We start from the raw sequence: 21,960 nt of genomic DNA on the forward strand, positions 1-21,960 counted from the left end.
CCTCTGGCGACCACCGCCTCGGCGACGGCGGGCAAGACGGTAGCCTGTGGCCATGGCACTACGACGACGCATACCCCGCTGGGCCGATCTGGGCCCGCTGCTGCAGTTCGACCTTCAGCGCAATCGCCGCCAGGCCCGGCTGAGCCGGGTGAGCAGCGTCGAGGATCTGCGGCGGATCGCCAAACGGCGAACCCCGACCGGACCGTTCGACTACGTCGATGGGGCAGCCGAATCCGAAAGCACGCACTATGGCAACCGGGATGCCTTCGGCGAACTGACATTCATCCCCGCGATCCTGGCCGCCAATGACGACATCGATCTGCGCGCCACGGTCGCCGGCGAGACCTTCGAGCTGCCGGTGGGCATCGCGCCGACCGGTTTCACCCGCATGATGCAGGCCGAGGGCGAGGTCGCCGGGGTGCGAGCGGCTGAACGCGCCGGCGTGCCGTTTTCGCTGTCGACGATGGGCACCCAGTCGATCGAGGACGTCGCCGCAGCCGCACCGAATGCGACGAAGTGGTTCCAGCTGTACCTGTGGCGCGACCGGGAAGCGTCTCTTGACCTCATCCAGCGGGCCTGGGCTGCCGGCTACCGCAACCTGCTCGTCACCGTCGACACCGCGATCGCCGGGCGGCGGCTGCGCGACGTGCGCAACGGCCTGACCGTGCCCCCGAAGCTGACTTTGGGCACCGTGCTCGACGCGTCCTACCGACCCGAATGGTGGTTCAACTTCCTCACCACTGACCCGCTGACCTTTGCGTCGCTGTCGGATGACACGTCCTCGCTGGCGGCGCTCGTCAACGGCATGTTCGACCCGACCCTGTCGATGGAGGACCTCGCCTGGATCCGCGAGCAGTGGCCCGGGAAGCTTTTCGTCAAAGGTGTGCTCACCGCCGAGGACACGCAGCGCTCACTCGACAACGGCGCCGACGGCCTCGTCGTATCGAACCACGGCGGTCGCCAGCTCGACCGCGCGCCGACGAGCTTCGATGCCCTGCCGGTGGTGCGTGCCGCCGCCGGAGACGATGTCGAGATCATCCTCGACTCCGGAATCATGCACGGTGCCGACATCCTCGCTGCGCTCGCCTACGGTGCCGACTTCACGCTCATCGGCCGGGCGTACCTCTACGGCCTGATGGCCGCTGGTGAGGCCGGCGTGCGCAAGGTCCTCGAACTGCTCGAAGCGCAGATGCGGGTGACCATGCAACTCATGGGTGCCGCAACTCTCGCGGACCTCAACCCGGACATGGTCCGGAAGGCCGAGCGGGACCGCGGCGAGGGCTGAGGGGCCGGTCAGGGTTCGGGATTGGGGAGGACTGATGGGACAGCGGATGTTCACCGCCATCCACCCGCCGTCTGAGATCGTGCAGACGCTGGGTGAGCTCGTCGAGCCCCGGCGCGGGATCGACGAGAACCTGCGCTTCACAGCTGAACGGCTGTGGCATGTGACGCTGGCGTTCATGCCCGATGTCACTACCGACTGCGAGGACCGGATCGACGAGATGCTCGCCGAGACCGCCCAGACGATCGCGCCCTTCGACATCGAGTTGGCTGGGGGAGGAGCGTTTCCGAACGCGGCCGAGGCGAAGGTGCTCTACCTCGGGATCGGGGCTGGGCGGGATGAGGTCATCCGCCTGCAGCATCGGGCGCGCAATGTCGCCAACAATGCCGGCACCCGTGTCGACTCGACCGACCCGGTGCCGCACCTGACGATCGCCCGCACCTGCAGGCAGGCGATCAACGCGACGAAATGGCTGCAGATCCTCGACGCCTTCCCCGTATTGCGGTGGCGGGTCGAGGAGATCAGTCTTGTCGCTTCTCACCGCAGGCACGGGCCGACCCGGCATGAAATGCTCGGAACGCACCGGCTGACAGGGCGGGGCTGAGCCCGTCAGAGCCGCGATCGCCGTTGACTACCACATCGACGAGCCTGGTTGACCACCACATCGACGAGCCTGGATGTGGTACTCAACGACCATCAGAACCCGGATTCATAGTCGTTGACTACCACATCGACGAGCGTTGATGTTGCAGTGAACGTTGTTGAGGTCCCGAAACCGGGCTGGCCCGGCTGGCCGCGTGCAGTTCATGTGGACTCGACGCACGCCGATTCCGCACGACGTGCGCACCATCGCCGGATCAGCGTGCGTTTCGTGTGGAACCGAGAAGTCTCCATTCCACACGACGTGCACACCATCGCTCACAGCCGGGTTCAGACGGTTTCGATGCCCGCTTCGGCTGCCAGCTGGCTGATCTTCCGGGCCATGCGGACGTCACGGCTCGTCAGCCCTCCGACATCATGGCTCCACAGCGTCACCTGCACCTGCGGGTAGGACAGCAGTATGTCGGGATGATGGTCGGCGTCCTCAGCGGCAGCGCCGATCCGGTTGGTGAACTCCAGGCCCGCGGCGAAATCGCCGGTGCGGAACGTCGCCACGATCGTCTCGTCGCGCTGCTCCCAACCGGTCAGTTTCGCCCCGGCGATCTCTGCAGGACTGAGTTTCTTCTTCGGATCACTCATGGCTCAGCCGTGTCACAGGCGCAGAGCCGCTGAGAAGTGCGGGCTCTGCATGAGGCCCTCAGCCCTCCGCCGGCTCGTCGAACATGACGACCTGGCGGACGGCCTGACCGTCGGCGAGGGTGTCGAGGGCGTCGTTGATCTCCTCCAGCCGGATGTGCCCGGAGATGAGTTCGCCGACCGGCAGCGCACCCTCACGCCAGAGTCGCTCATAGACCGGGATGTCGCGTGCCGGCACAGCCGAGCCGAGGTAGGAGCCGATGATCGTGCGCGCCTCAGCGGTGAGCACGAGCGGGGTGATCTCCGAGCGCGCATCCGGTGCGGGCAGGCCGACGGTCACGGTCGTCCCGCCGATCCCGGTCGCAGCAACGGCGGTCTCAAAGGCCTTCGGGTGTCCGGCGGCCTCGATGACGACAGCGGCGCGTACACCCTTCTCGGCCACCTCGGCTGGGGTGTAACCGGCATCGGCGCCGAGCTCGATCGCCCGAGACAGCTTCGCCGGATTCGCATCGACGCCGATCACCTTGCCGACATCGCCGCCACCATCGTCGCCGCCACCATCGTCACTGCCGGCCCGGGCGCGCTTCTTCAGCGACAGTGCGGTGATGAGCGCAGCCATCCCCACCCCGCCGAGCCCGACGACCATGACGTCATCGCCGTCAGCTGGGCGGCCGGCGTTGATGACCGCGCCGCCGCCGGTGAGCACCGCGCAGCCGAGGACCGCGGCAATGTCGGCAGGCACATCCGCTCCGACCGGCACCACCGAGGAGCGGTGCAGCACCGCATGGGTGGCGAAACCGGAGACGCCGAGGTGGTGGCGCACCTCAGCCCCGTCGCGTCTCAGCAGGATCCGGTCGCCGACGAGTGTGCCGGCGTTGTTGACCGCAGTGCCGGGAGTGCACGGCAGTTTGCCCTCGGTCGCGCAGTTGGCGCACTGCCCGCAGCGGGGTAGGAACACGGTGCTCACCTGCTGGCCGGGCTCGATGTCGGTGACCTGCTCACCGACCTGTTCGACGATGCCGGAGGCCTCGTGGCCGAGCAGCATCGGGGTGGGGCGGGGCCGGTTGCCGTCGACGACGGAGAGATCCGAGTGGCACAGCCCAGCTGCGCGGATGCGCACGAGCACATCTTCAGGACCGGGTTCGTCGAGGTCGAGGTGGCTGATCGTCAGCGGCCGGGTGTCGGCGTAGGGGCGGTCGGCCCCGATCTGTTCGAGGACGGCTCCGGTGATCTGCATCGTCTCTCCTTTCAGCCCGGCAGGCGCGGCCTGCCCGGATCCCGGCGGTAGAATCCTCATCGTAGGGCGGCGGTGAGCATCAGGGCAATGCCTGTGCATCTTCAGTTCCCGATGAAGTCCGCGTCGAGTTTCTCCGCCCCGCGGGCGACGATCGCGGCATCAGCGCCGACGAGGATGAACTGGGCACCGCAGCAACCACCTCGGGGTGGGTCTGCTTGCCGAGGTGCCCCATCGCGGCGGCGAGGTCGGAGGGTCCGACGCACACCCCGTCGATGCCCGGCGTCGAGACCGTTGGCACGAGGATGTTCTGCGCTCCCAGATCGAGGACCTGCTTGATGATCGTCGCATCGGTCGCGGGCACCCGTACCAAACTCGAGCGCTCTCGAGATCGCAGTCAACGTCGATTCGTCCGCCATCGCCCACAGCGGGGCCCCGACCTCGACGAGGCCAGGGCACCGGTCCGGGGGATCAGGCCGGTGACCGTAAAACTCAGCGGCGGCTTTCGAGGGTCTCCTTGACCTTCGCGATCGCGAAGCCCCAGCCCTGTTCGACCGTCGGCTTCGGCGGCACGGAGATCTCTTCGGGGTTCGTCAGCACATCGATGAGCACCGGGGACCTCTGTGCAAACGCCCAGCGCAGCGACTCCTCCAGGTCCTCCGGCTCTTCCACCCGGCGGGCGGTCCATCCCATGGCCGTGGCGACGGCGGCGAAGTCCGGGTTGTCGAGCTCAATGCCGAACTCCGGCAGCCCGCCCTGCTCTTGTTCGAGCTTGACCATGCCGAGCCGGGAGTTGTTGAAGACGACCGCAACGACCGGCAGATCATAGGTGACCGCGGTGCGCACATCGCCGAGCAGCATCATGAGCCCGCCGTCACCGCACATCGCCACCACCGGCCGAGACCGGTCGAGCGCCTGCGCACCGAGGGCCTGCGGGAGAGCATTGGCCATCGACCCGAGATTGAACGAACCGAGCAGGCGGCGCTCATCGCGCATGCTGATGAACCGCGACATCCACACCGTCGACATGCCCGTATCGGAGGTGAAGACCGTGTTGGCCGGGGCGAGCTCATCGAGCAGTGCGCCGACCATCTCCGGGCGGACCCGGTCATCAGGGTTGTCGAACAGCCCGCGGATCCGCTCGAGCAACGAGGCGGTGCCGCCCTCGGGGTCAGACAGGATGCCCTGGTGCCTGCGCCAGTCGGCGTAGCGCTTCTGGACCTTGGTCAGCAGCTTGTCGTCCTTCTTCGGCTGCAGCCGGGGCTGCAGGGCCCGCAGGGTCTCACCGACATCGCCGACCAGTGGCAGGTTCACCTGCGTGCGCCGGCCGATGTGGGCTGGGCGCACGTCGACCTGGATGACGGTCTTGCCTTCGGGGAACCACTCCCGGTATGGGAAGTCGGTGCCGAGCATGAGCAGCACATCGCAGCCGTCGAAGGCCTCGGCTGCGGCCGGATTGCCGATGAGCCCGGACTGTCCGACGTTGAAGGGATTGTCGTCGTCGAAGGCGTCCTTGCCCTTGATGGTCACGACCATCGGCGCGTTGAGCGTCTCGCACAGCGCGAGCACCTCAGCCCGGGATTCCCGCGCCCCGATGCCGGCGAGCACCGTGACAGCCGTGGCATCGTTGAGCGCGGCAGCTGCGGCATCGAGCTGGGCTGCCGCCGGCGCTCCGGCCGGCAGCGGACCGGCGAGGGCCGGCTCGACCGGATCGTCGAGTTCGAGGGTGCCGAGATCGCCGGGGAGCGTGAGCACCGCGACCCCGGATTCGGCGTAGGCGGTGTTGATCGCCTGCTCGAGCATCTGCGGCGCCTGCTCAGCTGAGGTGATCGTCTGGTTGTACACCGCGACATCGGCGAACAGCAGGTCGTTGTTGACCTCCTGGAAGTAGTCGCTGCCGGACTCAGCGCTCGGCACCTGCCCGCAGATCGCCAGCACCGGGGTGTGGGACTTCTTCGCGTCGTACAGGCCGTTGAGCAGGTGGACCGAACCCGGCCCAACGGTGCCCATGCACAGCCCGATGCGATTGCTCAGCTGAGCCTGGGCGCCAGCGGCGAACGCGGCCGCCTCCTCGTGCCGCACCCCGATCCACTGGATCCGCCCGTCGCGGCGGATCGCGTCGGTCAGCGGATTGAGCGCATCGCCCACGACACCCCAGGATTGCTCGACCCCGTGGTCGGCGAGGGTGCGGATGATGTGCTCGGCGATCGTCGTCATGGCATGGGCTCCTTACTCGTGTGCGTCCGTGTGGTCAGGTGCGGGTGGCTGTGGGCGCGGCTGCGTCCCGTCGCCGAGGCGGAGGCCGTGTGATGCGGGTGGCGGGCTGGTGCGCGGGAGGGCCGGAATCTCGCGGCTGAGCAGATGGAGTTCGTGGGTGCCGGGATAGCGCAGAGCGCAGGACTCGTCGTCGGCGGCAGGGACGGCGTTCAGCCAGACTGTCGCTTCCACGCGCTGCCGCCCAGCGCTGAGACCGACAAGCCTGCACATCGCTGACCTTTCCGGCGGGCATGGCGTCCACTCCGGTTTCCACTGTCCTCCTCCCTGTGCATGAATGCAAGTGCCCTTGACTGACTCGTGCCCTCTGACCTGCGTCGTCATCGATACGAACGAAAGTGGGACCGCTCACATGTCGGGCGTGTTCTGACTTGCACCGGCCCGTCCGATTGCCTGAAAGCGTCTGCGAGAAGAATGATTGCGAACTGAAATGAGACCTGGCTGACACTGCACCGCCTCGAGACGACGCAGCTGCTGGCCAGAACCATCGACGAGACGATCAGCGAAAGGGTGGCGCCGCGCCCAGCACCGGCGACTCTCCGGATCCGCGACCGCCCCAAAGGCGGAATCGGTTCCCGAGGCGGTTCTCGCGATAGGCTGACGGCACCTGTCCCGCCCGCCCCTGGCCTGCAAAGGAGCACCATGACCGAGACCCGCGCCTCCCACGGCACCGTCGTCCTCACCGTCACCGATGGCCTCGCCCACGTCGAAATCGACCGGGCCGAGACCCTCAACTCGCTCACCGGCGAGGTGATGGCCGACCTCGTCGAGATCGGCACAGGCCTCATCGACCGCGATGATGTCAGCGCCGTCGTGCTCTCCGGGCGCGGCCGGGCGTTCTGCGCTGGCCTCGATGTCAGCGAATTCGGCCGGATGGTCTCCGGTGGCGGGGGATCACCGGAGTCCGAGGAGCCCCTCGGCGCCGCCCGCGCCCTGGCCCAGCAGTGCGTGCACGTATGGTCGCTGGTGCCCGCCCCGGTCATCGCCGCTGTGCAGTCGGTCGCCTACGGCGGCGGGCTGCAGATCGCCCTCGGCGCCGACGTGCGCATCGCCAGCCGCGAGCTCAAGGCCTCAATGATGGAGGTCAACTGGGGGATCATCCCCGATATGTGCGGCACCCAGCTGCTCACCCGGCTCATCGGGCCCGGCCGGGCCAAGCTGGCGATCTTCACCGGCCGCGTCATCGACGCCGACACCGCACTCGCGTGGGGCATGGTCGACGAACTCGCCGATGACGCCAACGCCGCAGCGCTCGCCCTCGGCCGCGAGCTGGCCGAGAAGTCCCGCCCGGCCCTGCAGGCAGCCAAGCAGCTCGTCGACCTGGCCGCCACCGCCGATCTCACAGCGGGATTCGCCGCCGAACAGGACGCGATCCGCTCGCTCATCGGCGGACCCGAACAGCAGCAGGCAGTCGAGAAGCGGATGGCCGAGCTCGCAGCCCGCAAGCGCTGAGCGCTGCCGCCGTCCTCCGGGGAGGCCCAGCGCAGCCCTGTGCGCACCGCCGGCCGCTGCCAGCCTGCTACTCCTCTTCGCCGCTGGCCACCGCCTGCGCGAACTGCGCACGGTACAGCCCGGCATAGGCGCCGCCGGCGGCGATGAGCTCCTCATGCGAGCCCTGCTCGACGATGTCGCCGTGCTCCATGACGACGATGACGTCAGCATCGCGGATCGTCGAGAGCCGGTGGGCGATGACGAAGCTCGTCCGGCCGGCCCGCAGCGCATGCATCGCCTCTTGGACGAGCACCTCGGTGCGGGTGTCGACCGAGGAGGTCGCCTCATCGAGGATGAGCACCGGAGGGTCGGCGACGAAGGCGCGCGCGATCGTGATGAGCTGCTTCTCACCGGCCGACAGGCTCGTGCCGTCCTCATCGAGCACCGTGTCATAGCCGGCGGGAAGGCTGCGGACGAACCGGTCGACATAGGTCGCCTCGGCGGCACGCTGCACCTCATCGGGCCCGGCATCCGGGTTGCCGTAGGCAATGTTCTCCTCGATCGAGCCGCCGAACAGCCAGGTATCCTGCAGCACCATGCCCATCCTGCGACGCACTGCGGCCCGTGACATCTGCGCGGTGTCGACACCGTCGAAGAGGATCTGCCCGCCGTCGAGCTCGTAGAAGCGCATAAGCAGGTTCACCAGCGTCGTCTTCCCCGCCCCGGTCGGCCCGACGATCGCAACCGTCTGACCCGGTTCGACATGCAGGTTCATGTCGCGGATGAGCTCGCTGTCCGGCGAGTAGGAGAAGCGCACGTGCTCGAAGTCGATCGCCCCGCGCACCGGGCGCGCACCTTCAACCGGATCCGGGTTGAGCACCTCCTCCTCGACGTCGAGGAACTCGAAGACCCGCTCGGCGCTCGCCACGGCCGACTGCAGCTGAGCGGCCATCCCGCCGAGCTGCCCGAGGGGCTGCATGAACTGGCGTGAGTACTGGATGAACGCCTGCACATCACCCAGCCGCAGCGACCCGGTCGCCACCATGACCCCACCGACGACGGCGATGGCGACGTAGACGAGGTTGCCGAGGAACATCATCATCGGCATCAGCACACCCGAGAGGAACTGCGCCTTGAAACTGGCCTGGTAGACCTGCTCGTTCTCGGCATCGAAGGCCCGCTGGACGTCGCCGCTGCGGCCGAACACGCGCACGAGCGCATGCCCTGTGACGGATTCCTCGACCCGGGCGTTGAGCTTGCCGGTCTCGGCCCACTGGGCGACGAACTGCTTCTGCGAGCGCGTCGCGATGATCCCGACGACCACCGCGATGAGCGGGATCGCGACGAGAGCGACGAGCGTGAGCTTGAGCGAGATCGTCAGCATCATGACGAGCACCGCGATGATCGTCAGCACACTGTTGACGATCTGCCCGACCGACTGGTTGAGCACCTGGCTGAGGTTGTCGAGGTCGTTCGTCAGTCGCGAGAGCAGATCTCCGCGCTGCATCCGGTCGTAGTACGACAGCGGCACCTGGTGGATCTTGTCCTCGATCCGGGTGCGCATGAGCCGCATCACCCGCTGAATGACGACGTTGACGAGCGCCGACATCGCCCACAGCATCACCGACCCGGTAAGGAACACCCCGAGCGCCAGCAGCAGCGTCTGACCCAGCGCGTGGACATCCATGCTCTGGCCTGGGGTGATGTGCATGGCGGCGAGCATGTCGGCCTCGGTGGTGCGGCCTTCGGCGCGCAGCTGGCCGACGAGCTGGTCCTGGCTGACACCGGTCGGCAGGCGCGAGGCGATCGCGCCTTCGAAGACGATGTTCGTCGCCTCGCCGAGGATCTTCGGCCCCAGCGCCGTGAGCACGACCGCAGCCACGCCGGAGAGCAGCGCGAGCATGAGCAGCAGCGCGTGCGGGCGGAACCAGCCGGCCAGCCGGTTGAAGTTCGGCCAGAACGCCTTCGCCTTGCCCATCGGCGCTGTCCCCCAGTCGCCGGCTGAGGGCGGGGGCTGGTTGTCGTCTGCCTCGTCGACCGCGCCCGTGGCGGTGGGTGCCATGCCCGAGGTGGTGCCCGCCGCGGCCGGGTCAGCGGCCGGATCAGTGGTCGGGTCGGTCGGTTCCGTCGCAGTGGGCTTCTCTGGATTCACGGGGCTCACAGTGCACTCCCGACGCTGCGCTGGGATTCGACGATCTCGCGGTAGACCTCATTGCCGCTAGCGAGCTCGTCATGGGTGCCGGTGCCCACGATGGCACCGTCGTCGAGGACGATGATCTGGTCGGCATCGGTGATCGAGGCGATGCGCTGGGCGACGATGATCCGGGTGGCATGCCCGTAGTGCTCGTCGAGAGCCGCACGCAGCCGGGCATCGGTCTCCGTGTCGAGGGCGGAGAACGAGTCGTCGAACAGCAGCACCGGCGGGTTCGCCACGAGCGCGCGGGCGATCGCCAGCCGCTGGCGCTGCCCGCCGGAGACGTTCTGCCCGCCCTGGGCGATGCGCGCCTCCAGTCCGCCGGGCATCTCGGCTACGAACCCGGCCGCCTGCGCGACCTCGAGGGCCTGCCACAGCTCATCATCGGTGGCCTCCGGGTTGCCGTAGCGCAGATTGCTCGCCACCGTGCCGGAGAACAGGAATGCCTTCTGCGGCACGAGCCCGATCTGGGCGTGCAGCACCGCAGGGTCGAGCCGGCGGACGTCGACGCCGCCGACTTCGACCGTTCCGGACTGCACGTCGAACAGCCGGGGGATGAGCCCGAGCAGGGTCGACTTCCCGGCCCCGGTCGAACCGATGATCGCCGTTGTCGTCCCCGGCTGGAAGGCGGCAGTGACTCCGCGCAGCACCGGCGCCTCGGCCCCGGGGAACCCGAACGTCGCCGAGGTGAGCGCAACGGCACCCGGGACCTCCACCTCGGGCACGGGATCAGCAGGCGGGGTGACCGTCGGGGCGGTGGCCAGCACTTCGCCGATCCGCTTGGCCGAGACAGCCGCGCGCGGGATCATCATCGTCATGAACGTCGCCATCATCACACCCATGAGGATCTGCATGAGGTACTGCATGAACGCCATCATCGTGCCGACCTCGGTGATGCCGGCCTCGACCTGCAGGCCGCCGAACCAGACGACGGCGACGGAGGAGACGTTGAGGATGCCCATGACGAGCGGGAACATGAGCGCGAACAGCATGCCCACCCGGAAGTTCGTCTCCGTCAGCTGACGGTTGGCGATGTCGAAGCGGCCGCGTTCGGTGGCCTCGCGGGCGAAGGCGCGGATGACGCGGATGCCGGTGAGCTGTTCGCGGGCGACGGCGTTGATCGTGTCGATGCGGGTCTGCATGACCTTGAACTGCGGGATCATCCGGGCGATGAGGATGCCGAGCGCCACGAGCAGCAGCGGCACGGCCACGAGGATGAGCCATGACAGCCGCAGGTCCTGACTCAGCGCCATGATGATCCCGCCCAGGGCCATCATCGGGGCCATGACAAGCATCGTGCAGCTCATGAGGATGAGCATCTGCACCTGCTGGACGTCGTTGGTGTTGCGGGTGATGAGGGTGGCCGCGCCGAAGCGAGCGACCTCGTGCTGGGAGAAGGACTGGCCGGTATGGAAGACGTCGCGGCGCAGGTCGCGGCCAGCGCGCATCGCGGTGCGCGCACCGAAGTACACCGCGATGATCATCGCGACCAGCTGCACGAAGCTCACCAGCAGCATGAGGCCGCCGAGGCGCCAGATGAGCGGCACATCGGCCTGCGCGACACCACGGTCGACGATGTGGGCGTTGAGGGTCGGCAGGTAGAGCGCGGCCAGGGACTGGACGAATTCGAAGATGAGCACGATGGCGAGCGCTCCGGTGTAGGGGCGCAGGTACCGTTTGAGCAGCGTGAGCAGCATGTCTCCCCTGATGCGCGTGGTTGACGCCGCCGAGGCGGTGGCCGTAGGCGGCGAGCGGACCTCCTGTCGGCAGTGACGGAAGGCAGATCGTGGCACGCCTGCGGCGGGGGTGCTGGCAGGTGGACGCAGCGACGGGGCAGTCGTGAGTCTGCGGGCCGATGCACAATGCCGGCGGCCGACCGACGAGAGCACCACACTACTCCGGTGGCCGCCAGATGCCTATAGCCGCATGGGTGTTCTCGCTCACAGCGAACCGGGGTGCCGTAATCTGGCATCATGCGTCTGCGTGTGGGAGCCTACTGCGTCATCGTCGATGACGAGCGTCGCCGGCTCATGTCCCGCTGGATCGAAGGACCCGTGCCGCTGTGGTCGATGCCCGGCGGCGGACTCGAGGAGGGTGAGGATCCGGCCGATGCCGCCGTGCGCGAGGTGTATGAGGAGACCGGCTATGAGGTCGCCTTGGGTGAGCTGCTCGGCATCGATTCGCTCGTGGTGCCCGGTGAGCGCCGGCTCAAACCCGGGAAGACTTTGCACGCACTGCGCATCATCTACACCGCCAGAGTCACCGGCGGGCAGCTGCGCCACGAGGTCGGCGGCTCGAGCGACCGGGCGGCCTGGATCCCACTCGATGAGCTGGCTGACCTGCCGCAGGTGGGGCTCGTGAAGGTCGCGGTGGAGATGGCGGGACTGGGCTGACGAGATGAACAGCTCCCCGACATCCCCCGACATCGCCCCAGGTCACCGCGCTCAGGGCGGCCCCGCTCCCAGCGGCCGGAAGCCCCGCGCTCCGCTGGCGCTGCGCATCACTGCGAGCGTCTCCGGTCTCGTGCTCGCCGTTGCGGTCGTCCGGCGGTCAGACTCTCGGCGAGCAGATCCTCAGCTGTGCTTGCCGGGTTCGCGCGGCTTGACCGGCACGATCTCGTGATCACTGCCCATGACCGCCTCGACCGAACCGAGCGCTTCGATCTCCCCGAGCAGCGCCAGCGTCGGGCGCATGAGCTTGAGCCGCTGCGCCTCCTCCTCGGCGATGATGTGCCGGACATTCATCCACTCGGAGTTCTCGGCCTCGGTCGTCTGATGCACCGCAGCATCGGCATCTTCCGGGGCCGTCACGAAGAAGTAGGTGTCGAAGCGGCGGGACCGCCCCGGCGGGGTCACCCAGTTCGCCCACGGCTTGAGATCCTCAGCCGCCAGCACAACGCCGGCCTCCTCGGCGACCTCGCGCATCGCACACGCCATGAGCGTCCGGGCGCCTCCGGGCAGTTCGGCACACGCACTCAAGTGCCACGCCTGCTCATGGGTGTCCACCACCTCGGGCGCGGTCGCCAGGCTCGCCCCGGTCGTCTCATCGACCGGATCGACCCGGCCACCGGGGTAGACGACGACGCCTGCGGCGAAGTCCATCGTCGCCACCCGGTGCTGGACGAAGACCTCCAGGCCCTCATCACCGTCGCGGATGAGCAGCACACTGACGGCCGGGCGGACGGGCACGGCGTGCGGGTCGGCGGGCATGACGGTCGCATCGGTGATGTCGACGACGTCGGAGCGGTCGGTTCCCTCCGGGCCGAGATTGCGGACCATCATGCCTCCAGTCAGCGGTCACCAGATGTGTCGTCTGTCACCCTAACCCATTAGACTGACCAGGGACGCGGCGGGCCACAGGTGCCGGCCGCGGCCTGATGCAAGACGACTGCGGCCTGCCACGGTGCCAATCGAGCGGGCTGCGCAAGTGCCGCCTGCGGCGATGAAGGAGTAGCAATGGTGCGTGAGATCAACGGGATCGCCGAGCTGGAGAAGCTCGTGGGACACGAGGTCGGGTCAAGCGACTGGGTGACGATCGACCAGGATCGGATTCAGCTGTTCGCCGATGCGACCGACGACCACCAGTGGATCCACCTCGATGAGGAGAAGGCCAAGGCCGGCCCGTTCGGCGGTACGATCGCCCACGGCTTCCTCACCCTGTCGCTGCTGCCGATGCTCTCGCAGCGCACCGTCGACGTCACCGGCATGAAGATGAAGATCAACTACGGACTCAACAAGGTCCGCTTCCCGCAGCCGGTGCCCTCCGGCGCCCGCATCCGCGACACCATCACCCTTGACAGCGTCGAGCGCAAGGACGCCGGCGTCATGGTCATCATGACCCACGTCATCGAGATCGACGGCGCTGAGCGCCCGGCCTGCATCGCCGAAAGTGTGTCGCTCATGGTCGAACAGTGAGCTCCGGGCTGCTCGCTGGGCGCACCGCCGTCATCACCGGTGCCGCCCAGGGGCTCGGGTTCGCCATCGCCGATGCGTATGCCGCCGCAGGTGCGAACCTCGTGCTGGGAGACCTCAACGGGTCGGCCGTCGCCGCGGCGGCGGAGCGTCTGGACATCGGTGAGCGTGCTATCGGTCTCGGCTGCGATGTCGTCGCCCTGGCCGATGTCGAAGCCCTGTGCCAGAAGGCCGTCGATGCCTTCGGTGCGCTCGATGTCATGGTCAACAATGCCGGCATCACCCGCGATGCGACGATGCGCAAGATGACTGAGGAGCAGTTCGACCAGGTCATCTCCGTGCACCTGCGCGGGACGTGGAACGGGCTCAGAACCGCCGCAGGTCTCATGCGCGGGCAGGAGTCAGGCGGCTCGATCGTCAACGTCTCCTCGATCTCCGGCAAGGTCGGCAATCCGGGGCAGACGAACTACTCGGCGGCCAAAGCCGGGGTCGTCGGGATGACGAAGGCCGCATGCAAGGAGGTCGGCTTCGCCGGCGTGCGCGTCAACGCGATCCAGCCCGGCCTCATCCGCACCCCGATGATCGAGGCGATGCGGGACGATGTGCTGGCCCAGCGATTGACCGAGATCCCGCTCGGCCGCTTCGGCGAACCGGCCGAGGTCGCGCAGGTCGCGCTGTTCCTCGCCTCGGACATGTCGAGCTACATGACCGGCACCGTGCTGGAGATCTCCGGCGGCCGCAATCTGTGAGGCCAGCGCGTCGGGCTGATGGCGGGCCCGGGGCTGGGTTCACAGCGCCGGGGTGTCGGCCAGATTCGCCCCCGGGAGCTGAAAGTCCCTGATGTTGCGGGTGACGATCGTCAAATCATGTCCCACAGCAGTGGCTGTCGGCCAGGCTTCGGGTGCATGTGCGGCGGTCAGCGCAACTCGACGAAGCACATGATGCGGTGGGGTGGGAGTGCCTTCCCATAATACCCCTATAGGGTATATGATCACGGTGTTCGAGTCGTTCGCAATGACGACGCAGCAGCCTCACCGCCACGTTCGCGACGGTCCCGACCCACCGGAGGGAAGAATGAACGAACACCTCGCCCATTCAGGCGACCGCACAGACGGCAGCCAAGCCGACCACGTCGCCGGCCGTAAGCACGCCGACGCCGAGAGCCACTCCCAGCACGGCGGGCACAACCACGGCGGTCACAGTGGGCACGGCGAGCACGGCGGTCACGGTGGGCATGGTCACGGCGGTCACAGTGGGCATGGCGAGCACGCAGGTCACGGAGACCATGTGCGGCAGTTCCGGCGGCTGTTCTGGACCATGCTCGTCCTCGCCGTCCCGGTCGTCGGCTTCAACGCAATGTTCGCTCATCTGCTCGGCTACCAGCTGCCTGACGCCGCCTGGGTGCCGTGGGTGTCGCCGGTGCTGGGTACCGTCATGTACGTCTGGGGCGGCTGGCCCTTCCTCACCGGGGCTGTCTCCGAGATCCGGTCGCGCGCCCCCGGCATGATGCTGCTGATTGCGCTGGCCATCACCGTTGCCTTCCTCTCGTCCTGGGGTGCCAGCCTGCGCCTGCTCGATCATGAGCTGAACTTCTGGTGGGAGCTGGCGCTGCTGGTCGTCATCATGCTGCTCGGCCACTGGATCGAGATGCGCTCACTGGCCCAGACCACCTCGGCGCTGGATTCGCTGGCAGCGCTGCTGCCCGATGAGGCGGAGAAGCTCGTCGGTGACGAGGTCGTCGCTGTTGCACCGGCTGACCTGGTCGTCGGAGATGTGACGATTGTGCGCCCGGGATCTGCCGTGCCTGCTGACGGCACGATCATCGACGGCTCAGCCTCCATGGACGAGTCAATGGTCACCGGTGAGTCAGCCACCGTCCGCAGGCAGACAGGAGACCCCGTTGTCGCCGGCACGGTCGCCACAGATTCCGGACTCCGGGTCGAAGTGACCGCAACCGGAGATGACACCGCGCTGGCCGGGATCCGGAAACTCGTGACCGACGCGCAGTCCTCGTCCTCACGCGCGCAGCGGATCGCCGATGTCGCTGCCGCCTGGCTGTTCTGGTTCGCCCTCGGCGCCGCTGTCATCACTGCGGTGGTGTGGTCGCTGTTCGGGATGCCCAGCGCAGCTGTGGTGCGCGCCATCACCGTCCTCGTCATCGCCTGCCCGCACGCCTTGGGCCTGGCGATCCCGCTTGTCGTGTCCATTGCCACTGAGCGCGCCGCCCGCGGCGGTGTCCTCATCAAGGATCGGCTCGCCCTGGAGTCCATGCGCAGCGTCGACGCCGTGCTGTTCGACAAGACCGGGACCTTGACCAGGGGCGAACCCACCGTCACCGGCAGCGCGCCCGTCGGCAACCGCACCGGCGACGAGGTGCTCGCGCTGGCTGCCGCCGCCGAGGCCGACAGCGAGCACCCCTTGGCGCGGGCCATCACGGCAGCCGCCGCTGCTCGCGGCCTGGACGTTCCCGCCGCCCGGGAGTTCACGTCCTCCCCGGCAGTCGGCGTACGTGCACGCGTCGGCGAGGCAGTCATCGAAGTCGGCGGCCCTTATCTGCTGGAGCAGAGCGGCCAGCAGGAACTTCCGGTCGCCCAGCAGTGGCGTGGCGAAGGCGCCATCATCCTCCACGTGCTGGCCGACGGCGCCGTCATCGGTGCGCTGCGGCTGGCCGATGAGATCCGCGCGGAATCCCACGATGCCGTCGCTGCTCTGCATGCAGCCGGGGTGCAGGTCGTGATGATCACCGGTGACGCACAGGCGGTTGCCGACTCCGTCGCAGCAGAGCTCGGCATAGACCGGGTGTTCGCCGGCGTCCGGCCCGAGGACAAAGCCGCCACAGTGAAGGAGCTCCAGCGTGAGGGCAGGCGGGTGGCGATGGTCGGGGACGGCGTCAACGATGCTCCCGCGCTCGCCCAGGCAGACGTCGGCGTCGCGATCGGTGCGGGCACCGATGTGGCGATCGGCTCCGCTGGTGTCATCCTCGCCTCGTCTGATCCGCGTTCGGTGCTCTCGGTATTCGAGCTGTCCCGTGCGACGTACCGGAAGATGAAGCAGAACCTGTGGTGGGCTGCTGGCTACAACCTCATCGCGGTTCCGCTTGCCGCCGGCGCACTGGCCCCGGTCGGCTTCGTGCTGCCGATGAGCATCGGCGCGATTCTCATGTCCGCCTCCACAGTCGTGGTGGCGCTCAACGCGCAGCTGCTGCGCCGTCTCGACCTCTCACCGGCTGCCAGCACCGCTGCAGTGCTCGAGTCCTGACGCACAGAACCGGATGAGGTCAGTGAAAATAAGATTCCTCTTCGTGGTTACCAGTCACCGGAGGCGAGTCAAGGGGTCAACCGGCGCGAAGTTCCTCAGCGATCTTGGCGGCAGCGGCCTGCAGTAGCGGAACCGCCCTGTCAGCGAACTTCTGATCCACCCTGCTCGTCGGCCCGGAGACCGAGATCGCCATCGGCGTCGGCGCCTCGGGTACGGCGACCGCGAAGCAGCGCACCCCGAGCTCCTGCTCCTGCTCATCGACGGCATAACCCTGCTGGCGAATCCGCTCCAGCTCGGCTTCGAGCGCCTCGACCGTGCCGATGCTGTGCGACGTCGGCGTCGGCATGCCGGCGGTCGCGACGATGCGGCGGACCTGCTCGGCGGGAAGTCCGGCGAGGATCGCCTTGCCCACTCCGGTGTCGTGGGTGTGCGTCCGGCGCCCGACTTCGGTGAACATCCGCATCTGCTGCTGCGAGGGCACCTGGTCTGCATAGACGACCATGTCGCCATCGAGCACCGCGACATTCGCGCTTTCTCTCAGGTTCTGGACGAGGGTGCGCAGGTAGGGGCGGGCGATAGCGCCCAGCTGCTCGCCGGCCAGGTTCCCGAGGCGGATGAGGCCAGGGCCCAGGGCGTAGCCCCGGTCCGGGAGCTGGCGGACGGCACCGAGACCCACGAGGGTCTTGAGTAGGCGATGGATCGTGGGCATGGGCAGGTCGACGGCCGCGCCCAGTCCGCTGAGCGTGGTGTGGCCACCGGCGTCTGCGATGAGGTTCAGCAGGTCAAAGGCGCGCTCGACGGACTGGACGCCGCCCCTGGCGGGGCGGCTGGGTGATGTTTCGTCTGCGTTGCGCGACATGGTGCGAGGTCCCTCCTGGGGAGAAGTGGGCCGAGGTCCCGGTGAGCTGCACGGCGGGGCGGGGCTCAGCGTGCCTGTGAAACAGATTGTGAGATGAGTCTATCGGCTGGTCGATTTTTCGAATAGCAGAAGGAATTGATCGGCATGCGGAAACCCGTTGATCGACATACGAAAACCCGAACCTTGTGGAGAGGACCCCCATGGCTGCACCGAGCCCCGGATATTCGATCACACTGCGGGTGTCCGCACCTTCTTCCTGCGCCTCGGCAAAAGGCGCGAAGCAGTGGCAAAGGCGCCGCTGCGCTATCGCGACGACCATGCCGTTGTGCAGGTGCGACGGGCCCCGCATACTTCCGCTGTGGAGCATCGCCCTCGTCGCCGCCCGTTCGTCTCACGCTCATGTCTTTGTCAGCCGACGCCTGTAGCCTGAGGAGTGCAGCAGCTCGTTCACCAGCTGACACTTGAGCGCCCGGTCGGCGCCGGCCGCGGCGACGCCACGCAGATTGCGAGAGACCCGTGAACTCCACAGCACTGAGAGTCGCGATCGTCGGGGGAGGCCCCAGGGGCCTCTACGCCCTGGAAAGCCTGTCGGCAGCTGTGCGCGACCACCCGGCTGCCGGCCAGCGGCACCTCCATGTCGACATCTACGAACAGGACACCCCAGGCGCCGGGCGCATCTGGCGCACCGACCAGCCCAGCTGCTTCGTCCTCAACGTCACCTCAGCGATCGTCAGCGCCTGGCCGGCTTCCCGCGCCGCCGCCAGCAAGGCCCGCAAGTCCTTCTCCGCATGGGCTGAGGTTCATGCCCCCGAGCATCGCCTCGACCCGTTCCCGCCGCGCGCAGCCATCGGCGCCTACCTCGCGTGGGCATTCGAGACCGTCATCGCCGAGCTGCCCGAGTCGATGACCGTCACCGTCGTGCCTGCGCGGGTGCGCCGGCTGTGCCGCGCTGCCGAGGGCTGGCAGGTCCACGCCGAGCCCGAGGTACGGGAACCGTACGACGAAGTGCTGCTGTCCACCGGCCACGCCCGCCGCCACAGCCGACCACTGACCACCCGTGACGTCCACGATGAGACCCGCACGCTCAGCCACGACGACTACTCGACCGTCGCGCGCATCTCACCCGGCCAGCGGGTGCTCACCAGCGGGGCGGCGCTGACGTTCATCGACTTCGCGCTCATGGTCACTGAGAACCGCTGCGGGCACTTCGAACGCAACGTCGTCACCGGCGACCTCATCTACCGCGCCTGCGGAGCCGAGCCGGTGCTGCTGCCGACCTGCCTGTCCGGCCGCTTCTACAACGCCAAGCCGCCGAGCTTCTGCATCCCCGCCGAGGGCGGCCAGCAGCAGGCCGACCTTGACGAGCTCACCGGCCATCACGCCGCCGCACTCGCCGACGACGCGAGCCCGCGCGAGGTCGCGGCCGCGCTGCGTCACCTGGCAGCCGACATCCTCATCGGCCGGCCCGGTGCGTGGGAGGATCCTGCCGGCGCCGAGGCGGTCGCTGCCGTCGACGAGACCGCTGAGTCCGGCTGGGGTCCGGGTCTGGCGACCTCGGCGAAGGCCGCACTGGAGCGTTCGGTGCTCATTGCCCGCGGCCTGCAGGCTCCCGATGCCGAGTGTGCCCTCGGCCAGGCCTGGACGGGTCTGCTGCCCCGGATCCGTGAGGTGCTGTCCTTCCGCACCCACGACCCGGCCCAGTGGGAGGAGTTCCTGGCGCTGAGCGCGAAGCTCATGCGCTTTGCCGAGGGCCCGCCGCTGGTGAATGCCGAGAAGCTGCTCGCCCTCGTCCGCGCTGGGGTCATCGACCTGGAGATGATGAGCCCAGGACCAGGGGAGGAGGCCGCGCACATGTTCGGCCACCCGGACCTGCACGTGCTCGCCGTGCTCGCCCCGCCCGGCGCGGTGCACGCCCGCACCGAGGTCATCGACTCGCTCATCGCCGAGGGAATCGTCGCCAAACCGGCCGTCCAGCGCGGCATCCAGGTCACCGAATCGCTCCAGCTCGTCGGCGCCGACGGCCAGCCGGTGCCCGGGCTCTCGGCGATCGGCCGGGCGACAGAGGACTGGACGATCGGCAATGACTCCCTCAACCGGGCCACCCTGCCCGAACCCGAGGTGTGGGCCGCCCGGATCGCTGCCAGCCTGCGCTGAGGCGGTCATCGCCTCGGGAACGAGACGACCGCCTCCGGAACGAGACGACCGCCTCGGGAACGAGACGACCGCCTCGGGAACGAGACGACCGCCTCGGGAACGAGACGACCGCCTCGGGTCCGGGACTATCGCCTCGGGTCCGGGACCACTGCTGCGGCAGGGGATGCGCCAGCGCGGCCGCAGCGGCGGCCAGTAGGATGGAGCGGTGAACTTCTTCACCTTCATCCCCGTCGAACCGGGATGGCCGCTGTGGGTGATCATCGCGCTCATCACCGTCGACTTCGTCATCCGCGTCGTCGCGCTGGGTGCGATCCCCTACCGCCGCAAACCGTCGGTGGCCCTCGGCTGGCTGCTGGCGATCTTCCTCATCCCCTATATCGGGCTGCTGGCATTCTGGATGTTCGGATCCTCGAAGCTGCCGCGCAAGCGCCGGGAGATGCAGACGGAGATCAACTGGCTCATCAAGCATGAGACCGGCGGCCAGTCGATCCTCGGCCGCGACGACCACCTGCCCGAGCCGCTGTCGACGGCTGCGCAGCTGAACTACTCACTCGGCGCCCTGCCGATGGTCCACGGGAATGAGTTCACCCTCGAAGGCGACAACCACCAGTGCATGCTCGATATGGCCCGCGAGGTCGATCAGGCGCAGAAGTACGTGCACTTCGAGTTCTACATCGTCGCCATCGACGATGCCTCCCGGCCGCTGCTCGATGCGCTGCTGCGCGCTCACGCCCGGGGGGTGACGGTGCGCATCCTCATCGACCACGTCGGGTCGCTCGGCTACCCCGGGTATTCCGATCTCGTCAAGGAGCTCGACGCCTCGGGAGTGCCCTGGCGGCGCAGCCTGCCACTGCGGCCGTGGAAGGGCGAATACCAGCGCCCGGATCTGCGCAACCACCGCAAGATCCTCGTCATCGACGGTGAGATCGCCTACACCGGCAGCCAGAACGTCATCCACCGCTCGTACAACAAGCGCACGAACCTGCGCAAGGGCTTCGAGTGGAAGGACCTGTCAGTGCGCTGCGCAGGACCGATCGTCGCCGAGCTCAACGCCGTGTTCGCCTCCGACTGGTACTCCGAGACCGGGGTCATCCTGTTCGAGGAGTTCGACACCGAACTCGACCCGGTCCATGAGGGCGGGGCGATGGCGCAGGTGGTGCCCAGCGGGCCGGGCTTCGACCTGGAGAACAACCTGCGGCTGTTCAACCACCTCATCTACAACGCCAATGAGCAGATCGTCATCTGCTCGCCGTACTTCGTACCCGATGAGTCGCTCATGCACGCACTCGTCACCGAGGCCCACTCCGGGGTCGACGTGCGCATCTACGTCGGGGCCACGAGCGATCACTGGGTGACGCAGAAGGCCCAGGAGTCCTACTACGCCGACCTGCTCGATGCCGGAGTGCAGATCTTCCAGTACCACGAGCCGACCGTGCTGCACTCGAAGTTCCTCCTCATCGACGACGAGGTCACGATCATCGGTTCGTCGAACATGGACGCCAGATCCTTTGCGATGAATCTCGAGGTCTCGATGTTCATCGTCGACCGCGCCTTCACACAGGCGATGTACGACCTCGAGACTGCCGACTACCGGGCCAACAGCGTCAAGGTCGACCGGCAGGAGTGGATGGAGCGCTCGGCGGGACAAAGGTACCTGGAAAACGTCTGCCGGCTGACGAGCTCGCTGCTCTAAAGGGTGCGGGCAGGTTTTCGGGCTGACTGGTTTCGGGGCTGGCCGGTTCTGGGGCCTGTTGGTTCAGGGGCCTGCTGTACAGCAGCTGGCTGGAACCGGCTGTTGGGCTGGCGCTGCGGCCGGCTCTGAAGCTCGATCTCAGACCGTATGCGCATTCATTGCAACATCGAGACGTTTGAATGTGGTAGTCAACGACTATGAAACCGCCAATTCGTCGTCGTTGAGTGCTGCATCGACGAGCGCGGATATTGCACTGAACGCGGTCGGCGCCGCAGGGTCTGCTTCCGCGGGGCCCAGCCGCCTGGCTGGCCGCCACTGAACCAGCCCGGGCCGCACCCCGCACCGGGCAGCCCACCCCAAGCAGAAGCACCCCGGGCAAACGCACCCCGGGCAGCCCACCTCAAGCAACAGCAACCCGCGGGTAGCGCAAATGC

At 67.8% G+C, this 21,960-nt stretch carries 18 protein-coding genes; 9 read left to right on the top strand and 9 right to left on the bottom strand.

Features of this window, described 5'->3' with window-relative positions:
• The first annotated feature begins 52 nt into the window (after positions 1 to 52).
• Together M3B11_RS06185 and thpR are read left to right on the top strand one after the other, a co-directional pair.
• Positions 53 to 1,285 carry an alpha-hydroxy acid oxidase gene (locus M3B11_RS06185; RefSeq protein ID WP_259875862.1) on the top strand — a complete coding sequence of 411 codons (1,233 nt, stop codon included), beginning with the start codon at positions 53 to 55 and terminating at the stop codon, positions 1,283 to 1,285.
• Positions 1,286 to 1,319: 34 nt separating this feature from the next.
• Positions 1,320 to 1,886, top strand: a complete 567-nt coding sequence (gene thpR / locus M3B11_RS06190; RefSeq protein WP_259875863.1) for an RNA 2',3'-cyclic phosphodiesterase — start codon at positions 1,320 to 1,322, stop codon at positions 1,884 to 1,886.
• Positions 1,887 to 2,212: 326 nt separating this feature from the next.
• Here the strand turns inward: thpR and M3B11_RS06195 are convergent, their stop codons facing one another.
• The 4 genes from M3B11_RS06195 to M3B11_RS06210 all read right to left on the bottom strand — a co-directional run bounded on the left by M3B11_RS06195 (position 2,213) and on the right by M3B11_RS06210 (position 5,969).
• Positions 2,213 to 2,521 carry a 4a-hydroxytetrahydrobiopterin dehydratase gene (locus tag M3B11_RS06195; RefSeq protein ID WP_259875864.1) on the bottom strand — a complete coding sequence of 103 codons (309 nt, stop codon included), beginning with the start codon at positions 2,519 to 2,521 and terminating at the stop codon, positions 2,213 to 2,215.
• Positions 2,522 to 2,579: 58 nt separating this feature from the next.
• A complete protein-coding gene (locus tag M3B11_RS06200; protein WP_259875865.1) occupies positions 2,580 to 3,755 on the bottom strand; it encodes an alcohol dehydrogenase catalytic domain-containing protein in 1,176 nt (391 codons plus the stop codon).
• A 79-nt stretch (positions 3,756 to 3,834) separates the two neighbouring features.
• The gene (locus tag M3B11_RS06205; protein WP_259875866.1) at positions 3,835 to 4,116 is read right to left on the bottom strand and encodes an aldolase/citrate lyase family protein; all 282 of its coding nucleotides are present in this window, start codon (positions 4,114 to 4,116) and stop codon (positions 3,835 to 3,837) included.
• Between the two features lie 128 nt (positions 4,117 to 4,244).
• Positions 4,245 to 5,969: a thiamine pyrophosphate-dependent enzyme gene (locus M3B11_RS06210; protein WP_259875867.1), complete on the bottom strand. Its 1,725-nt coding sequence runs from the start codon at positions 5,967 to 5,969 to the stop codon at positions 4,245 to 4,247.
• A gap of 699 nt (positions 5,970 to 6,668) precedes the next feature.
• Between M3B11_RS06210 and M3B11_RS06215 the strand changes: the two genes are divergently transcribed.
• Positions 6,669 to 7,478, top strand: coding sequence for an enoyl-CoA hydratase-related protein (locus M3B11_RS06215; RefSeq protein ID WP_259875868.1), 810 nt, complete (start codon positions 6,669 to 6,671; stop codon positions 7,476 to 7,478).
• A 67-nt stretch (positions 7,479 to 7,545) separates the two neighbouring features.
• Here M3B11_RS06215 and M3B11_RS06220 read toward each other — a convergent pair whose 3' ends face one another.
• Together M3B11_RS06220 and M3B11_RS06225 are read right to left on the bottom strand one after the other, a co-directional pair.
• Positions 7,546 to 9,519 carry an ABC transporter ATP-binding protein gene (locus M3B11_RS06220; protein ID WP_259875881.1) on the bottom strand — a complete coding sequence of 658 codons (1,974 nt, stop codon included), beginning with the start codon at positions 9,517 to 9,519 and terminating at the stop codon, positions 7,546 to 7,548.
• Between the two features lie 95 nt (positions 9,520 to 9,614).
• Positions 9,615 to 11,348 (bottom strand): ABC transporter ATP-binding protein, encoded by a 1,734-nt coding sequence (locus M3B11_RS06225; protein WP_259875869.1) that lies wholly within the window; start codon positions 11,346 to 11,348, stop codon positions 9,615 to 9,617.
• A 276-nt stretch (positions 11,349 to 11,624) separates the two neighbouring features.
• Here M3B11_RS06225 and M3B11_RS06230 point away from each other — a divergent pair, with 276 nt between their 5' ends.
• A complete protein-coding gene (locus tag M3B11_RS06230; RefSeq protein ID WP_259875871.1) occupies positions 11,625 to 12,044 on the top strand; it encodes an NUDIX hydrolase in 420 nt (139 codons plus the stop codon).
• A gap of 180 nt (positions 12,045 to 12,224) precedes the next feature.
• Here the strand turns inward: M3B11_RS06230 and M3B11_RS06235 are convergent, their stop codons facing one another.
• Positions 12,225 to 12,932: an NUDIX hydrolase gene (locus tag M3B11_RS06235; protein WP_259875872.1), complete on the bottom strand. Its 708-nt coding sequence runs from the start codon at positions 12,930 to 12,932 to the stop codon at positions 12,225 to 12,227.
• Positions 12,933 to 13,106: 174 nt separating this feature from the next.
• On the opposite strand from M3B11_RS06235, the gene M3B11_RS06240 reads away from it, so the two are divergent.
• The gene (locus M3B11_RS06240; protein ID WP_259875873.1) at positions 13,107 to 13,565 is read left to right on the top strand and encodes a MaoC family dehydratase; all 459 of its coding nucleotides are present in this window, start codon (positions 13,107 to 13,109) and stop codon (positions 13,563 to 13,565) included.
• Positions 13,562 to 14,311 carry a 3-oxoacyl-ACP reductase FabG gene (gene fabG, locus M3B11_RS06245; RefSeq protein WP_259875874.1) on the top strand — a complete coding sequence of 250 codons (750 nt, stop codon included), beginning with the start codon at positions 13,562 to 13,564 and terminating at the stop codon, positions 14,309 to 14,311. Before M3B11_RS06240 ends, fabG begins: the two co-directional genes overlap by 4 nt.
• 346 nt (positions 14,312 to 14,657) lie before the next feature.
• On the opposite strand, the gene M3B11_RS13385 is transcribed toward fabG, so the two are convergent.
• Positions 14,658 to 14,849 (bottom strand): hypothetical protein, encoded by a 192-nt coding sequence (locus tag M3B11_RS13385; RefSeq protein ID WP_396121540.1) that lies wholly within the window; start codon positions 14,847 to 14,849, stop codon positions 14,658 to 14,660.
• Between M3B11_RS13385 and M3B11_RS06250 the strand changes: the two genes are divergently transcribed.
• On the top strand, positions 14,850 to 16,820 hold the full coding sequence (locus M3B11_RS06250; RefSeq protein ID WP_396121541.1) for a heavy metal translocating P-type ATPase: 1,971 nt from the start codon (positions 14,850 to 14,852) through the stop codon (positions 16,818 to 16,820).
• A gap of 76 nt (positions 16,821 to 16,896) precedes the next feature.
• On the opposite strand, the gene M3B11_RS06255 is transcribed toward M3B11_RS06250, so the two are convergent.
• Positions 16,897 to 17,679 carry an IclR family transcriptional regulator gene (locus tag M3B11_RS06255; protein WP_259875877.1) on the bottom strand — a complete coding sequence of 261 codons (783 nt, stop codon included), beginning with the start codon at positions 17,677 to 17,679 and terminating at the stop codon, positions 16,897 to 16,899.
• A 516-nt stretch (positions 17,680 to 18,195) separates the two neighbouring features.
• Between M3B11_RS06255 and M3B11_RS06260 the strand changes: the two genes are divergently transcribed.
• Together M3B11_RS06260 and cls are read left to right on the top strand one after the other, a co-directional pair.
• Positions 18,196 to 19,833, top strand: coding sequence for an FAD/NAD(P)-binding protein (locus M3B11_RS06260; RefSeq protein WP_259875878.1), 1,638 nt, complete (start codon positions 18,196 to 18,198; stop codon positions 19,831 to 19,833).
• Between the two features lie 205 nt (positions 19,834 to 20,038).
• Positions 20,039 to 21,526, top strand: a complete 1,488-nt coding sequence (gene cls / locus M3B11_RS06265) for a cardiolipin synthase (RefSeq protein WP_259875879.1) — start codon at positions 20,039 to 20,041, stop codon at positions 21,524 to 21,526.
• Positions 21,527 to 21,960 lie beyond the last annotated feature (434 nt).

This window comes from Brevibacterium sp. p3-SID960 (genome assembly GCF_025144725.1).
In the GTDB taxonomy this organism is placed as follows: domain Bacteria; phylum Actinomycetota; class Actinomycetes; order Actinomycetales; family Brevibacteriaceae; genus Brevibacterium.

Excerpts from the sequence above, each read along its gene's own strand:
- M3B11_RS06235 (WP_259875872.1), bottom strand. The coding sequence starts at position 12,932 with ATGATGGTCCGCAATCTCGGCCCGGAGGGAACCGACCGCTCCGACGTC.
- M3B11_RS06200 (WP_259875865.1), bottom strand. The coding sequence starts at position 3,755 with ATGCAGATCACCGGAGCCGTCCTCGAACAGATCGGGGCCGACCGCCCC.
- M3B11_RS06240 (WP_259875873.1), top strand. The coding sequence starts at position 13,107 with ATGGTGCGTGAGATCAACGGGATCGCCGAGCTGGAGAAGCTCGTGGGA.
- M3B11_RS06220 (WP_259875881.1), bottom strand. The coding sequence starts at position 9,519 with ATGGCACCCACCGCCACGGGCGCGGTCGACGAGGCAGACGACAACCAG.
- M3B11_RS06230 (WP_259875871.1), top strand. The coding sequence starts at position 11,625 with ATGCGTCTGCGTGTGGGAGCCTACTGCGTCATCGTCGATGACGAGCGT.
- M3B11_RS06195 (WP_259875864.1), bottom strand. The coding sequence starts at position 2,521 with ATGAGTGATCCGAAGAAGAAACTCAGTCCTGCAGAGATCGCCGGGGCG.
- M3B11_RS13385 (WP_396121540.1), bottom strand. The coding sequence starts at position 14,849 with ATGGTCTCCGTGACCTGCGTGCTCGCCATGCCCACTGTGACCGCCGTG.
- M3B11_RS06185 (WP_259875862.1), top strand. The coding sequence starts at position 53 with ATGGCACTACGACGACGCATACCCCGCTGGGCCGATCTGGGCCCGCTG.
- M3B11_RS06255 (WP_259875877.1), bottom strand. The coding sequence starts at position 17,679 with ATGTCGCGCAACGCAGACGAAACATCACCCAGCCGCCCCGCCAGGGGC.
- thpR (WP_259875863.1), top strand. The coding sequence starts at position 1,320 with ATGGGACAGCGGATGTTCACCGCCATCCACCCGCCGTCTGAGATCGTG.
- M3B11_RS06210 (WP_259875867.1), bottom strand. The coding sequence starts at position 5,969 with ATGACGACGATCGCCGAGCACATCATCCGCACCCTCGCCGACCACGGG.
- M3B11_RS06215 (WP_259875868.1), top strand. The coding sequence starts at position 6,669 with ATGACCGAGACCCGCGCCTCCCACGGCACCGTCGTCCTCACCGTCACC.
- M3B11_RS06225 (WP_259875869.1), bottom strand. The coding sequence starts at position 11,348 with ATGCTGCTCACGCTGCTCAAACGGTACCTGCGCCCCTACACCGGAGCG.